This is a genomic window from Gillisella terrae (assembly GCF_004801395.1).
GTDB classification, from domain to species: domain Bacteria; phylum Pseudomonadota; class Alphaproteobacteria; order Rhizobiales; family Rhizobiaceae; genus Allorhizobium; species Allorhizobium terrae.
The window spans coordinates 294,230-308,178 of record NZ_SSOA01000002.1; the positions used below are offsets into that span (position 1 = coordinate 294,230).

The 13,949-nt window shown below is 53.8% G+C and carries 15 protein-coding genes; 8 read left to right on the plus strand and 7 right to left on the minus strand.

The genetic code is table 11. The features are described 5' to 3' along the window. Positions 1 to 47: 47 nt before the first annotated feature. The 3 genes from E6C51_RS05085 to E6C51_RS05095 form a co-directional block, all read right to left on the minus strand. On the minus strand, positions 48 to 1,340 hold the full coding sequence (locus E6C51_RS05085) for a hemolysin family protein (RefSeq protein ID WP_190235253.1): 1,293 nt from the start codon (positions 1,338 to 1,340) through the stop codon (positions 48 to 50). 132 nt (positions 1,341 to 1,472) lie between these two features. Further along, the gene (gene murI / locus E6C51_RS05090) at positions 1,473 to 2,312 is read right to left on the minus strand and encodes a glutamate racemase (RefSeq protein ID WP_190235254.1); all 840 of its coding nucleotides are present in this window, start codon (positions 2,310 to 2,312) and stop codon (positions 1,473 to 1,475) included. Further along, positions 2,293 to 3,129, minus strand: a complete 837-nt coding sequence (locus tag E6C51_RS05095) for an RNA methyltransferase (protein ID WP_190235255.1) — start codon at positions 3,127 to 3,129, stop codon at positions 2,293 to 2,295. The genes murI and E6C51_RS05095 overlap by 20 nt, the downstream gene beginning before the upstream one ends. Positions 3,130 to 3,402: 273 nt before the next feature. Here E6C51_RS05095 and E6C51_RS05100 point away from each other — a divergent pair, with 273 nt between their 5' ends. Continuing rightward, positions 3,403 to 4,617 (plus strand): NADP-dependent isocitrate dehydrogenase, encoded by a 1,215-nt coding sequence (locus E6C51_RS05100; RefSeq protein ID WP_146929302.1) that lies wholly within the window; start codon positions 3,403 to 3,405, stop codon positions 4,615 to 4,617. 88 nt (positions 4,618 to 4,705) lie between these two features. Next, positions 4,706 to 5,332: a glutathione S-transferase family protein gene (locus E6C51_RS05105; RefSeq protein ID WP_190235256.1), complete on the plus strand. Its 627-nt coding sequence runs from the start codon at positions 4,706 to 4,708 to the stop codon at positions 5,330 to 5,332. A 126-nt stretch (positions 5,333 to 5,458) separates the two neighbouring features. Here E6C51_RS05105 and E6C51_RS05110 read toward each other — a convergent pair whose 3' ends face one another. Further along, entirely contained in the window at positions 5,459 to 6,697 is a 1,239-nt protein-coding gene (locus tag E6C51_RS05110; RefSeq protein ID WP_190235257.1) for a GGDEF domain-containing protein, read from the minus strand. A 155-nt stretch (positions 6,698 to 6,852) separates the two neighbouring features. Between E6C51_RS05110 and E6C51_RS05115 the strand changes: the two genes are divergently transcribed. From E6C51_RS05115 to E6C51_RS05135, 5 genes are all read left to right on the plus strand, one after another. Next, positions 6,853 to 7,401: an RBBP9/YdeN family alpha/beta hydrolase gene (locus tag E6C51_RS05115; RefSeq protein WP_190235258.1), complete on the plus strand. Its 549-nt coding sequence runs from the start codon at positions 6,853 to 6,855 to the stop codon at positions 7,399 to 7,401. 266 nt (positions 7,402 to 7,667) lie between these two features. Further along, positions 7,668 to 8,432, plus strand: coding sequence for a phosphoribosylaminoimidazolesuccinocarboxamide synthase (purC, locus tag E6C51_RS05120; protein WP_190235259.1), 765 nt, complete (start codon positions 7,668 to 7,670; stop codon positions 8,430 to 8,432). A gap of 17 nt (positions 8,433 to 8,449) precedes the next feature. Beyond that, positions 8,450 to 8,692, plus strand: coding sequence for a phosphoribosylformylglycinamidine synthase subunit PurS (gene purS, locus E6C51_RS05125; RefSeq protein WP_190235260.1), 243 nt, complete (start codon positions 8,450 to 8,452; stop codon positions 8,690 to 8,692). A gap of 113 nt (positions 8,693 to 8,805) precedes the next feature. Next, the gene (gene purQ / locus E6C51_RS05130) at positions 8,806 to 9,480 is read left to right on the plus strand and encodes a phosphoribosylformylglycinamidine synthase subunit PurQ (protein ID WP_190235261.1); all 675 of its coding nucleotides are present in this window, start codon (positions 8,806 to 8,808) and stop codon (positions 9,478 to 9,480) included. 185 nt (positions 9,481 to 9,665) lie between these two features. Next, on the plus strand, positions 9,666 to 9,980 hold the full coding sequence (locus tag E6C51_RS05135; RefSeq protein WP_407920777.1) for a hypothetical protein: 315 nt from the start codon (positions 9,666 to 9,668) through the stop codon (positions 9,978 to 9,980). A gap of 147 nt (positions 9,981 to 10,127) precedes the next feature. Here E6C51_RS05135 and E6C51_RS05140 read toward each other — a convergent pair whose 3' ends face one another. Next, positions 10,128 to 10,373 carry a DUF1127 domain-containing protein gene (locus E6C51_RS05140; RefSeq protein WP_190235262.1) on the minus strand — a complete coding sequence of 82 codons (246 nt, stop codon included), beginning with the start codon at positions 10,371 to 10,373 and terminating at the stop codon, positions 10,128 to 10,130. 103 nt (positions 10,374 to 10,476) lie between these two features. Between E6C51_RS05140 and E6C51_RS05145 the strand changes: the two genes are divergently transcribed. After that, positions 10,477 to 11,898, plus strand: a complete 1,422-nt coding sequence (locus E6C51_RS05145; RefSeq protein ID WP_190235487.1) for an aminotransferase-like domain-containing protein — start codon at positions 10,477 to 10,479, stop codon at positions 11,896 to 11,898. Positions 11,899 to 11,921: 23 nt separating this feature from the next. Here E6C51_RS05145 and E6C51_RS05150 read toward each other — a convergent pair whose 3' ends face one another. After that, complete coding sequence (locus tag E6C51_RS05150; RefSeq protein WP_146931130.1) at positions 11,922 to 12,542, minus strand: ABC-type transport auxiliary lipoprotein family protein; 621 nt, start codon at positions 12,540 to 12,542, stop codon at positions 11,922 to 11,924. Between the two features lie 29 nt (positions 12,543 to 12,571). Then, complete coding sequence (locus E6C51_RS05155; protein WP_190235263.1) at positions 12,572 to 13,939, minus strand: MlaD family protein; 1,368 nt, start codon at positions 13,937 to 13,939, stop codon at positions 12,572 to 12,574. Positions 13,940 to 13,949 lie beyond the last annotated feature (10 nt).

Genomic DNA, 13,949 nt, shown 5'->3' on the forward strand with positions numbered 1-13,949 from the left:
TCTTGTTGGCAAAACCCACAGGCAATCTCAAAGCGGGTGTCAGCCAATCAGTCGGGTTCAGAAACCGGCACAGGTGAAACGAGGATTTTATCGATGCGGCGACCATCAAGGTCGACCACTTCAAATTTCCAGCCGTTTTTCACAAAGCTTTCGCCCAAAGCCGGAATCCGCTTCAACTCATCCAACACATAGCCCGCAACGGTGGTGAAATCGGGATCCTCATCCACCGGCACACGAATATGCTCAACGAATTCGTCAATCGGTGTCCAACCGGCAACAAGGTAGGATCCATCCTCGCGCATCAACAGCGCAGGCTCCTCTTCACCATCCTCCTGATAGGCCCCGGTGATCGCTTCGAGAATGTCACCGGAGGTGACAATACCTTCAAAATGGCCGTACTCGTCATACACCAGCACCATATGCTGGCTGGTTTTGCGAATAGACTGGATAATATCTATCGCTCCGGCAAGATCAGACACAATCGGCACTTCATGGGTCAGCGCGCGAATATCAATATCAGTGCCACGCGCAAGCGCATCATAGAAGCTCTTGACCGGCATGACGCCAATGATTTCATCGGAATTACCATTGCGCACCGGCATGCGCGAGTGCTGGCTCTCATTGAGCTTTTCGCGGATTTCGTCCACGGTATCGTCAACACCAATGGTGTCCACGTCGCGGCGCGGTGTCATCAGTCCACGCGCGGTGCGGTCAGCAAGACGCATAACGCCCGAGATCATCTGCGATTCTTCAGACTCGATGACACCGGCGCTTTGCGCTTCGGCCAGCACGGTTTTGATTTCCTCGTCGGTCACCATATCCTTGCCGCTGCCTTTTTGCCCCAAAAGCGCCAGAACGGCGCGGCCAGAGCCATCGAGAAGCCACACCAGCGGCGCACAAACCTTGGACAAGATGACCATTGTTCCCGCCATACGGGCGGCGACAAGCTCAGGATTGCGAAGCGCGATCTGCTTTGGCACCAGCTCTCCAACGATCAGCGAAAGATAGGTGATGGCAACGACCACGGTTCCCACGCCAAGGGCGCTTGCCAGATGCTCGCTCATGCCCTGAAGGATGAGCCATTGCGTAAAGCGCGCACCCAAGGTGGCACCCGAAAACGCACCGGACAAAACGCCGACAAGCGTAATACCAATCTGTACTGTTGAAAGAAAGCGACCTGGATTTTCGCCCAGTTTGATAGCGATTATCGCTCCCCGATGCCCGGCCTCCGCGAGGACTTTAAGGCGGGCAGAGCGAGCGGAGACAACCGCAAGCTCAGACATTGACAATACCCCGTTCAACAAGGTGAGCAAGGCGACAATAACAATTTCGGCGATCAAGCTGTTTAAAATCTCATAGGAGCCACGCAAGAGGTGGCGGGGGCCAAGCTTTAGCACAAATCCGCAGCGCAATCCAAATACAGATATCGGCTTTCGGCTCAAGATTTATGCGAAACGACAGCATTTTTTCATTCAGGGGAATAAGACCCCTTGGTTTTGCTGGGAATACACAGGCTCTCCCATGGACAAGCCAAAGCCTTGCATGAGACGGCGGGTGGCAAAACCCGGATCACCGGAGGTAAACACAGCCAAATCTGCCTGGGTGGAACGCCCCTCAACCATGGGCACCATGCGTCTCGCCTGACGGGCAATGGCTTCCGCAGGGTCAATCCAATCCACCGGCCAAGGCGCAAGGCGGCGGAACACATTGGCCAGGAAGGGATAATGCGTACAGGCTAAAACAACGATGTCCGTTCGTGAACCATAGTCTGAGACGAAGCACGGCGCAATTTCTTCCAAAAATTCAGCATCCGGCTTCACATCACCCCGAATATAGCATTCGGCCAATCGCGCCAGATTTTGCGAACCAACCAGTTTGACATGGCACTGACCAGCAAAAGACTGGATAAGATCATGGGTATAGGCCCGCTTCACCGTTCCGGGCGTTGCGAGCACCGAGATATGACCGGAGCGCGTGCGCTCTGCGGCGGGCTTGATGGCTGGAACCGTGCCAATAAACCGCATGTCCGGGAAGGTTGCCCGCAGATCGGCCCCCGCCAAGGTAAAGGCCGTGCTACAGGCAATAATGACCGCTTCGGGATCATATTCTGCAAAAAGGGTGACGAACAGGTCGATGATCCGGCGCTTGAGCGGCTCTTCATCCCAATCACCATAGGGAAAGCCTGCATCGTCGGCCACATAGATAAAACTGCGCTCCGGCATTAACACACGCGCTTCACGCAGCACGGTGAGGCCGCCAATCCCGGAATCAAACACCAGAACGGGCTTTGGATCAGCTTTCAACGCCGTCATCAACATCACTTCCCTCACCCGCCTCATTTAGAGGTGCGCCAGAACCACGCGGATTTTTGCGCGAGAACCGATCAAGCGAGGATATAACCCCACGCATCACCTTGATCTCCTGCGATGAAAATCCGCGTTTCGACAAAACCGCCCGCAGATTGTCCACCATTCGCGCCTTTTTATGGGCAGGCCGGAAATATCCGCGCGAGTCCAGCGCATCTTCCATATGCTCAAACAGTCCAACCACCTCATCCTTGGTGGCGGGCAATTGATCTATTTCCTGAAATGGCGTGGCGGTCACATCGTCCATGCCCGATTTCATCCATTCATAGGACATCAAAAGCACGGCCTGCGCAATATTGAGCGATGCAAAAGCAGGGTTGACCGGGAAGGTCACAATTTCGTCGGCCAGCGCGACATCCTCGTTTTTCAAGCCGGATTTTTCCCGACCAAACAGAATGCCGGTTTTTTGGCCGGCGGAAAAGCGGCTGCGCAGCGTGGAGGCCGCCGTGACGGGCGATGCGACAGGTTTGAAATTATCCCTCTGGCGCGCTGTTGTCGCATAGACAAAGTGGAGATCGGCAATGGCTTCTTCCAATGTGGCAAACACCACGGCACCGTCAATCACGTGGTCGGCCTTGGAAGCCGCAGCACGTGCCTTGTCCGATGGCCAGCCATCGCGTGGACTGACCAGACGCAGTTCCCCAAGGCCAAAATTGGCCATGGCGCGAGCCACCATGCCAATGTTTTCACCCAATTGCGGCTCGACCAGAATGATCGCCGGGCCTTCGGCAATGAGTTCACGTTCTGAGTTGGTGCCTGCCATTCTTTTAGTCCTGACTTTTCCCGCGCATCGGCATTTTTTTGCCTGAATGGGCATAAATTATTCAAAAGGCAAGAGCAGACACCGCGAGACATTCGACAAAACCCGCGGGATTTACGGGGGGTGCAAAAGATTTTAACCCGGCTTGCGCGAAAATCCCAAACGGAACACCGCTTCCTGTTTGCCTTGCGCTTTGAGAATGCTATAGGCAAATCCGGTTTATACAAACACCGACTGCGATGCGTTTCACCGTCGCACTATTCATGAGGAAAACACATGCAAAAGATCAAGGTTGCAAACCCGGTCGTCGATCTCGACGGCGATGAGATGACCCGCATCATCTGGCAGTTCATCAAGGAAAAGCTGATCCTGCCCTACCTTGATCTGGATATCGAATATTACGACCTCTCGGTTGAAAACCGCGACGCCACCAACGACCAGGTGACCGTTGATGCCGCTCACGCCATCAAGAAGCACGGCGTTGGTATCAAGTGCGCAACGATTACGCCTGACGAAGCCCGCGTGAAGGAATTCAACCTTAAGGAAATGTGGAAGAGCCCGAACGGCACCATCCGCAACATCCTCGGCGGCGTTATCTTCCGCGAGCCCATCATCTGCAAGAACGTTCCGCGCCTCGTTCCCGGCTGGACCCAGCCAATCGTTGTTGGCCGTCACGCTTTCGGCGACCAGTACAAGGCAACCGATTTCAAGTTCCCCGGCAAGGGCAAGCTCTCCATCAAGTTCGTTGGTGAAGACGGTCAGGTGATCGAGAAGGACGTGTTCGACGCGCCTTCTTCTGGTGTGGCTATGGCCATGTACAACCTCGACGAATCGATCCGCGATTTCGCCCGCGCCTCGATGAACTATGGCCTGATGCGTAAGTGGCCAGTTTACCTGTCCACCAAGAACACCATCCTCAAGGCTTACGACGGCCGCTTCAAGGACCTGTTCGAAGAAGTCTATCAGGCTGAATTCAAGGCCAAGTTTGAAGAAATCGGCATCACCTATGAGCACCGCCTGATCGACGACATGGTGGCTTCTGCGCTGAAGTGGTCTGGTGGCTACGTTTGGGCTTGCAAAAACTATGACGGCGACGTGCAGTCCGACACGGTTGCACAGGGCTTTGGCTCGCTCGGCCTGATGACCTCTGTTCTGCTGTCGCCCGATGGCCGCACCGTTGAAGCCGAAGCTGCTCACGGCACCGTGACCCGTCACTATCGCCAGCACCAGAAGGGTCAGGAAACCTCGACCAACTCGATCGCATCGATCTTCGCCTGGACCCGTGGCCTTGCCCACCGCGCCAAGCTGGACGACAACTCTGATTTGGCCAAGTTTGCCCTCACCCTTGAAAAGGTTTGCGTGGACACGGTTGAAGCTGGCTTCATGACCAAGGATCTGGCCCTGCTGATCGGACCTGATCAGCCATGGCTCTCCACCACAGCCTTCCTTGATAAGGTTGACGAGAACCTGAAGAAGGCAATGGCTGCTTAAAGCCTCTGATTTTCAACAAACGAAGCCCGGCCTCAGTGCCGGGCTTTTTGTCTCATTCAGCACATATAATTTAACTCTGGAGATCACCATGTCCGATGATGTTATTCTCTACACCAATCCCATGTCGCGCGGCCGCATTGTCCGCTGGATGCTGGAGGAAATTGGCAAGCCCTATCAAACCGAGTGGCTGACCTATGGACCCCAGATGAAATCGCCGGAATTTCTGGCCATCAATCCGCTTGGAAAAATCCCAGCCATTCGCCATGGCAGCACAGTGGTCACCGAAACGCCGGCTATTTTGGCCTATCTGGCCGACGCCTTTCCAGAGGCGGGTCTCGCACCATCGCCAAGCAAGCGCGGAGCCTATTATCGCTGGCTCTTTTTTGTATCTGGCCCAATGGAATCCTCTGTTGTCAACAGCCTGTGCGGTTTCGCGGTGCCCGACGATAAACGCGGCATGATGGGATATGGTGAAGTGAGCGTGATGCACGACACCATTGAAGGTGCCATCAAGGCGGGCCCTTACATTGCCGGTCAATCGTTTACGGCAGCGGATCTCTATCTTGCATCGCACCTTTCCTTCCAGATGAACATGTGTGGCATGGAAAAGCGCCCTGCGTTTACCGATTATGTTGCACGAATGACCGACCGAGATGCATTCCGCCGCGCAGCAGCCATAGACAATGCTGCGATCGAGGCCGCTACCAAAGCCTGACAAATGCCCGCAGGGCAATGCCAGAGCTCAAAACCGGTTTGAGCACAGAGAGTAGCACCGTGCAGAGGTTTTTCCTTGGCACGGTGCTGAAGCGAAGGGATAAAAACATCAAGAGCGGATGATCAATCAGGCTTGCGGGCTGAACATCCCTGTGAAGCGAAATCCGGCATCGGCACGACCTTCTGCTTCAAGGTTTTTTGCAGCAAACCGCGCTCCCAGATCATCGTACAAAATCACGCAATTGCGGCCACTGTGCTTGGCAGCATAAAGCGCGTGATCCACCGCCATCAAGGCGCTTTCCAGATCGCTACACTGCGGCGGTACGCAATGGGCACCAATGCTCACAGTCGTCTTTATTGTTTTGTCGTGCCACTGAAATGCGGAGGCTTCGACCGTCTTTCGCAAATTTTCGCAAAATTCAAATCCGCTCTGGCTCCAATTTCCCGGCAGAAACAGCGCGAATTCCTCACCACCGAAGCGACCGAAAATCATATCACGCGCCAGCGGCTTCTCCACCACCCGCGCAAAGCCAACAAGCACCGCATCGCCACCGCCATGGCCGAATGTGTCGTTGACGCGCTTGAAATAATCTATGTCCGCAAGAATCAGAAGACCACCCTGGGCGATTGTTCCCTTCAACCTGTCCACAAAAGCACGGCGATTGAGAATGCCAGTCAGCATATCGGTTTCCGACGCATGCTTATATTGCAACAAGAGCCGCTCGCGGCTGAGCGAGAATATTCCAAAGCCGCAGAGCAGTGAAATAATGTTCAGCATGAACGTCATCGGGCCGTACCATAAAGACACCGAGACATCGTTGATCTCCTCGACAGGAAAAACAATCGATGACGGTATGCGGCAAAGCGTTGCCAGACAATAAACAGCCAGCAGAACATACAACACCGGCCGTGTCGGTAGAGGCTCGGTGTCATTTCCCTTTTTGACGGTCAGCGCTACCATGCCGAGTTCAAACGACAAAATCAGCGAACTCAGAATGATCCGTGCATTCACGTCTTTTGCAAAAGGCGGGAAGCCAAAATAAGCGACGAACCACGTTCCTGCCAAAGCAAAAACATGAAAATGATGGACACGCTTGGCATCAAACGCCCGAAATCCCTGCCAAATGTAACCGACGCCAATGAAAACAAGGCCATTGCCAACGCCAAGCGACCATGCATTCGGCAAAATACCGCGAAAGCCAAGCAGCAAAACGCCAAATGCACCGATGCCAAGACCAAGGCTCCACAGGCCCAGCTCGTTTCTCTCTGGCTCACGCCGCCAATTGACAAAGGTGAGCAAGCCAATAATGGCCCAGCCCGCCAAAAGGCAAAGCATTAATGTAGGAATACTGAAAAGTGACGCCAAACCTAAGTGACCCCCGAAATTTAGGGATTTTTACCAGACCAGCATCACACACAGAAATACCGGCGCTGTTAAATACCACTAAACGGCTTATTCAACGCATATGTTTTTAGTGCAAATGGGTTGACGTAAGCTTATTCCGATTACAAATAAGCGTTATGAAGGCATCACAAGCAGAAATTCTTATCGTACCCGGATACACCAACTCAGGTCCGGATCATTGGCAATCGCGTTGGGAAAATAAACTTTCCTCGGCAAGACGCGTGGAACAGGCTGAATGGTCAAAACCTGTCAAAGAAGATTGGGTCGCGCGCCTCATTGAAGAGGTCAACCGCGCTGAAAAGCCGGTGGTTCTGGTCGCGCACTCATTGGGCGTTCCAACAGTTGTTCATGCCGCACCGCATTTTATCAAGCCAGTTGCCGGAGCCTTTCTGGTTGCGCCGCCAGACGTTGCCAACGACACGATACGCCCCAAACACCTGATGACCTTTGGTCCCTACCCGCGCATGCCTTTGCCCTTTCCCACTCTGATGGTTGCCAGCCGCAACGATCCGTTTGGCAGCTTCGAGCACGCAGACGAGGTTGCCAAGGACTGGGGAGCAACCTTGATCGATGCCGGAGAAGCGGGACATATCAATGCAGAGTCAGGCCATGGTCCATGGCCTGAAGGCACAATGGTGTTTGCAAAATTTCTCGGCGCGCTCTGATTTTTCAGGCGCGCTTTTCGCATTGGTCTTCAAAAGTTATCCATGCCTTTCTTCGGGTCATCATTTCGCGCTTTTCATGAGCTGTGATACAAGTCTTAAAAGCAGGTATTGCCGAGAATACATTTAAGCCACCCCTCACGGGCGTGCAGAAAATAACGAAAGGGGAACAAGCCGGATTGTGAAAAGCAGCAATTTCCGCTATGGACCGCCCCAAACACTGACACCGAGCGTCCCTCGTGCGACGCCAACAATAGAGACATGCCGTCATGAACCGTCGCCGCCGTATTTACGAAGGCAAGGCCAAGATCCTGTATGAGGGTCCTGAGCCGGGCACGCTGATCCAGTTTTTTAAAGATGACGCGACTGCCTTCAACAAGAAAAAACATGATGTCATTGACGGAAAAGGCGTTCTGAATAATCGCATTTGCGAATATATTTACACGAACCTCAACAAGATCGGCATCCCCACCCATTTCATTCGCCGCCTCAACATGCGCGAGCAATTGATCAAGGAAGTGGAGATCATTCCGCTCCAGGTCGTTGTTCGCAATGTCGCCGCAGGCACGCTGTCAAAGCGCCTTGGCATCGAGGAAGGCGTGGTGTTGCCGCGCTCGATCATTGAATTTTATTATAAGTCCGATGCGCTGGAAGACCCGATTGTGTCAGAAGAGCATATCACGGCATTTGGTTGGGCCAATCCAGCCGAGCTGGATGACATTATGGCGCTAGCCATTCGCATCAATGACTTCCTGAGCGGACTGTTTTTGGGAATTGGCATCCAACTGGTCGATTTCAAGATTGAATGCGGCCGCCTCTACGATGCAGACACGATGCGTATTGTACTGGCCGACGAAATCTCACCCGACAGCTGCCGCCTTTGGGACATAGAGACCAACGAAAAGCTGGATAAGGACCGCTTCCGCGATGATATGGGCGGATTGCTGGAAGCCTATCAGGAAGTGGCTCGTCGCCTCGGAATCATCAATGAAAACGAACCCGTTCGCGGCACTGGTCCGGTTCTGGTCAAGTAAGTTTTGGAGACACACTCGTGATTAAGGCTCGCGTCACCGTCACTTTGAAGAACGGCGTTCTGGACCCACAGGGAAAAGCTATTGAAGGCGCGCTCGGTGCGCTGGGCTTTGATGGCGTCAATCAGGTTCGCCAGGGCAAGGTTTTTGATCTGGTGCTGGATGGCTCCGATAAGGCACAGGCCGAAGAGCAATTGAAAGCCATGTGCGAAAAGCTGCTGACCAACACCGTGATCGAAAATTACGCCATTTCGATCGACTGATCTTTATGGTCAAATGCCATCACCTCTGAATGTGATGGCATTGGATCTTTTTTCAAACGCCCTCACCTCCCTGAGGACAGGCAGACGCAAACAACAAGGTTCGAGCCGCCACCATGAAATCAGCCGTTGTCCAACTCCCCGGCCTTAACCGCGACCGCGATATGATTGCGGCCCTGACCAAGATTTCCGGCGTCGAGCCCGTCACAGTCTGGCAGACAGAAACCGAGATTCCTGACGTTGATCTGATCGTCATTCCCGGTGGCTTCTCCTATGGTGACTATCTGCGCTGTGGTGCGATTGCCGCCCGCATGCCCGTCATGCAGGCCATCAAGGCCAAGGCCGAACAAGGCGTGAAAGTTCTGGGCGTTTGCAATGGCTTTCAAATTTTGGTCGAAGCAGGCTTGCTGCCCGGCGCTTTGATGCGCAATGCGTCGCTGAAATTCGTCTGCCGCGAAGTCAAGCTCGAAGTTGTCAACGACGAGACCGATTTCTCCCGCGCCTATGCCAAGGGCCAGATCATTCGGTGCCCTGTCGCCCATCACGATGGCAATTATTTTGCCGATACGGAAACATTGAAGCGTATTGAAGACAATGGCCAAGTGGTGTTTCGCTATGCTGATGGCACCAATCCAAACGGCTCGGTCAATGATATTGCCGGCATTGTCAACGCCGGTGGCAATGTGCTGGGCATGATGCCGCATCCAGAAAATCTGATTGAAGCAGCCCATGGCGGCAATGACGGACGCGGCCTGTTTGCCTCCGCGCTGGATGTTATTGCAGCCGCCTGACCCCTGCCCTCATCAAATTCTATCGTGACATCATCAAGCCACGATAGAAGCTCAAGGGTAAGAAAATTTCACGCTGCCGAACGCTCGATAAAAAGTTCGCTACAGGATATGTCATGCGCAAAATTCTGACCTTCGCTTGCCTTGCGGGTTTGGCGGCTCTCGCTTCCTGCGCTCCTAAGCCGCCCATGCGCGCAAGCAATAATAGCGCAGATGATGTTATTCATCGCGTCATGAAGGGCGCATCGAGTTGCTGGTTCAAATCCAATGACCCCGCCTTTAAATCCTATAAAATGGATGCCGAGTTGACGTCTTTCTCAGGTCAGCCGCGTATTTTGCTGGTGCGTAAAGGCTCAAGCGACATACGCCCGCTTCTTGTGGTTATGGCAAGCGGCAATCCTGCAAAACTGGAAGCCTTTGGCCCCATGATGAGCGAGCCGGTTTCGTCGCGCATCTCAACTGATGTCAAGCGGTGGTCGACTGGCAGCACGTCCTGCCAATAATCTGTCTTCATGATGGCCAATGGCTTACGGCATAATTGCTTGAAATCGGAATCGATTGAAGCAACTATGCCGTCGATTAAAAGTGTTACAGCGCCCTTTTTTGTGCACCCCATAGGCTGAGACCCGCTGTAGACGCGGCGCGCAAGATTACAGATTGCGAAATAGATAGATTGATTTTTGCAGCTCTTGACGTGCCTCCGCTCGGGTAACGCCAATGTCTTTCAGCAAGGCGTCATCAAGATCAGCAAGATTCGCGCGGGTGGAACGCTTCATCCACCACATCACGACCGCCCCGAAAATTCCCTTGCGCGCAAACCGGCCATGAACGCGGGTTGGTGTCAGTTTGACATGTTCAGACTCTGAATCACATTCAATTGTATCTATTGTCACCATATTCATCACCTTACCGGATCATTTTACGCCAATATCGCTTGATGTCGGCGTAAAAATAGATACAATCCTCACAGATATAATGACAATAAGGATAATTGTCATGGTGACGCATTGGCTTCCCAACCTCGTGGACCGGCAAGGACCGCTCTATATTCGCATTGCGGACAAAGCCGAGGACGACATCAAAAGCGGTGTTCTGCCAGCGGGAACAAAATTGCCCCCACAGCGGGATCTTGCCTATGATTTAAAGGTGACAATAGGGACAATCAGCCGTGCCTACGCCCTTTTGCGTGAGCGCGGGTTGGTGACCGGCGAAGTGGGCCGTGGAACCTATATTCAATCCGGGCTTGAGACCGGAGAAACGCAGACACATCGCGACCCGGTTACGCTCACCTATGGCGGTACCCGCACTCTATCTCCCCCACCGGGAAAATTGCGCTTTGATACCACGGCAGCCGTTGATGTCGGGCAAGCCGATATTGTCGGGCGCTTGATGGTAGATATCGCCCGCGATAAGCCCGGCGAAATTTCGTCTTACACCAGAACCCTCTCGCCCGACTGGCTGGAGGCGGGGCGCAGGTGGTTGTCCAACGGCGACTGGTCGCCGGAGCCCGTCAATATTGTGCCTCAGATGGGTGTTCACGCAGGTGTCAATGCGGTAATTGCAGCCATCAGCGGCACCGGCGACCGGATCATTTGCGAACACCTGACCTATTCGCAGATTGCGCGCAGCGCCTCACTGATGGGGCGGCAGATTGTGCTGGTTGACTCGGATCGTGATGGCATTTTGCCGGAGGATTTTGAGCGCGTTTGTGTGCGCGAACACCCCAAGGCAGCCTTTATCATGTCCTCCGGGCAAAACCCCACCTTGTCATGCCTGCCACTCTCTCGGCGACAGGACATTGTGGCCATCGCCCGAAAATACAATGTGTGGCTGATTGAAGATTATATTTATGGCGGGCTGGTTGGAGATGGCATACCCATGCTGGCACAACTGGCACCCGACAGAACTTTTCTGCTCAACAGCCTGTCCAAATCGGTTGCGGCCGGAGTGCGTGGCGGCTGGGTGGCTTGCCCTGAACATATGAGCCAGCGTGTACGTGTCACGCAAAAAATGGTCTGTGGTGGCCTGCCGTTTCTGCTGGCCGAACTGTCTGCGCGGCTGGTGCTCTCCGGTGCGGCGGACGAGATCAAAGCAAAAGTCATGACGGAATTCGCGGCACGCGAAGAGATTGTCAGGTCGGTATTTTCAGGTCTTGAGCTGCGCTCTCACCCGAGGCTACCCTATTTCTGGCTCAAGCTGCCAGAGCCCTGGCTATCCGGCACGTTCAAGCAGGCCGCGTTTGATGCAGGTATCCTGATTGACGATGAAGATGAATTCAAACCAGCCCGCTCACCCAAAGTCTTCCACCATATCCGCGCTGGCTTCAGCGAAGGCCCTGACCGCAATATCGTCAAGGCTGGTCTTGTCACACTGCGCCAAGTGCTGGATCAACCACCACTGGGAAACAATGCCACACTATGATGTGGCATTGCCGGGCTTTGGCGTTAAATCGTGGCAAGCGTCCAGGTAACAATATCTGATGTCACCTTGCCGAAGGCCTGAGACAGGGCATTGATCATAGCTTGGTTGACATCCCCTCTCACAGGCACCGTGGCCGAGAACACCTTTTGCGACACCACCGTGCCATTGCGATCATTCAGCAATTTCACTGAAATCGAGACATTGGCGCGGCGGCCACCATCCGTGTCGATTTCAAAGGTTCTGATATCGGAAATCAATTGATAATCAATCGCCAAGCCCTGCCCCGGCTTGCCAACGCCTGCAAGCTTGCCTGTGCTATCAAAGGCTTCGACCAGCTTCGATTGCACCATCAGAGGCAGTTTGTCGCCCCATTGCGATTTCGCCAGATATTGCACCTCGGTGCCAGAAACACGCACAACCACCATGTCGCTATCCAGCATCTTCAGGGCGGTTGGATTGGCAATCAACAACTGACGTTTGGCCGCTGCTGCCTTTGCTGGTGGCGTGATCCTGACGCTTGCAAGGTCATAGGTGTCATTGTTGGTTCCGGCACCACAGCCAGCCAGCATAACCCCCATCAGCGACACAGCGCATGCGGTTCGCAAGGCAGCGAATGGACGTTGAAACACTTTCGAATAACTCATCATGAGTTCCCTTTCCCCCACAAGGCCGTTCAACGTCTTGTCCGTCCGTCATACTGTTTCACGGTATCTCCGCCAAACAACAACCGCTGCGGATTCCTGTCGAAATTGGAAATCGTGTCATCCAGATTTCGCACGGTCTGGCGCGTATCATTCACCAAAGACTGAATATTGTTCAGGCCCGTCGACGAGAACCTTGAAAGGTTATCGGCAATCGGCCCGATTTTGGTATTCAAATTATCAGCAACCGCGCGAATGGATTCAAGCGTGCGCTTTGCTTCCGCTGACAGCGAATTGGTATCGTCAGACCCCAGCAGGGCGTCAACCTTGGCCAAAATGCCATCCACGCGCGTCGAAGCATTGTTCAAACGGTTGGAAAGCTGGGTAAAATCGGTGATCGCCTGATCGATATCCGGCTTTCTGTCCTTCACGCTGGCGCTAACCGATTGGAAATCTGCTGCCGCCTTTCGGGCATCGGCCACAGCCACGGACACATCATCCACAATGCGCCCCACTTTCTGACTGTCCACCGAGGCAATCAAAGCGTTGACCTTATCGATCGAAGCATTGGCCTTAGTGCCAACCTCATTATAGGTCTTGACCGTTTGCGATACGTTATCGATTGCAGGGCCGAACTTGCTGGACGCATCGGCCAGATTGCCGCTCACGGTCTGGGCATTGGCCAAAATCTTGTCGATCTTGTTTTTATCAACCGCCTTCAACAGGTCTTCCGCCGCCGCCAAGGTGGAATCCAGCCTGCCCGACAGGCCCGTTACCGTATCAGAAAGTGCGCTCACACTCTTGAGAAAGGTGTCGATGCCATCGGCATTGTTGGCCAGGGCATCCGAAAACTTCTCTGCGTTGCGCAGCGTATTGGTCAAAGGTCCGCGCGCATCGGCAGCAAAGCCCTGAATATCAGAAATCGCCTTATCGGCTTTTTGCATGATCTTGTCGGCTGTGGCCAACAAATTGGTCACACTGGATTGGTCAGCCACCAGCATGGCCGGTTTGCCGGTTTCTTGCGCTTTTTTAAACAGGCTATCTCCGCCCACGCCTCCAGCAAGCTCAACATAGGCGGCTCCCGTCAGACCCTGAATCTCAAGCACCGCCTTGGTATTGGTGCGGATGGGAGAGTCTTCCTGCACTTCGGTTTCAGCAACAGAAAAGGCCGGATCATCGTGATCAATGCTCAAACTCAGCACAGAGCCGATCTGGATGCCATTGAAGCGCACAGGCGAGCCGACGCTCAAGCCATTGGCGGAACCGGGAATGCGAATCGTCAGAGGTGCCATCGGCCCGCCGCGACCATATTCCGCCATCCAGTAGATGAAGCCAAACGTCGCAATGATCACAAGAACCGTGAAAAAGCCGACAATGGAGTAATTTGCTTTGGTTTCCATGAGATCTCAA

Excerpts from the sequence above, each read along its gene's own strand:
- murI (WP_190235254.1), bottom strand. The coding sequence starts at position 2,312 with ATGACGGCGTTGAAAGCTGATCCAAAGCCCGTTCTGGTGTTTGATTCC.
- E6C51_RS05095 (WP_190235255.1), bottom strand. The coding sequence starts at position 3,129 with ATGGCAGGCACCAACTCAGAACGTGAACTCATTGCCGAAGGCCCGGCG.
- E6C51_RS05100 (WP_146929302.1), top strand. The coding sequence starts at position 3,403 with ATGCAAAAGATCAAGGTTGCAAACCCGGTCGTCGATCTCGACGGCGAT.
- E6C51_RS05105 (WP_190235256.1), top strand. The coding sequence starts at position 4,706 with ATGTCCGATGATGTTATTCTCTACACCAATCCCATGTCGCGCGGCCGC.
- E6C51_RS05115 (WP_190235258.1), top strand. The coding sequence starts at position 6,853 with ATGAAGGCATCACAAGCAGAAATTCTTATCGTACCCGGATACACCAAC.
- purC (WP_190235259.1), top strand. The coding sequence starts at position 7,668 with ATGAACCGTCGCCGCCGTATTTACGAAGGCAAGGCCAAGATCCTGTAT.
- purQ (WP_190235261.1), top strand. The coding sequence starts at position 8,806 with ATGAAATCAGCCGTTGTCCAACTCCCCGGCCTTAACCGCGACCGCGAT.
- E6C51_RS05135 (WP_407920777.1), top strand. The coding sequence starts at position 9,666 with ATGCGCGCAAGCAATAATAGCGCAGATGATGTTATTCATCGCGTCATG.
- E6C51_RS05140 (WP_190235262.1), bottom strand. The coding sequence starts at position 10,373 with ATGGTGACAATAGATACAATTGAATGTGATTCAGAGTCTGAACATGTC.
- E6C51_RS05150 (WP_146931130.1), bottom strand. The coding sequence starts at position 12,542 with ATGAGTTATTCGAAAGTGTTTCAACGTCCATTCGCTGCCTTGCGAACC.
- E6C51_RS05155 (WP_190235263.1), bottom strand. The coding sequence starts at position 13,939 with ATGGAAACCAAAGCAAATTACTCCATTGTCGGCTTTTTCACGGTTCTT.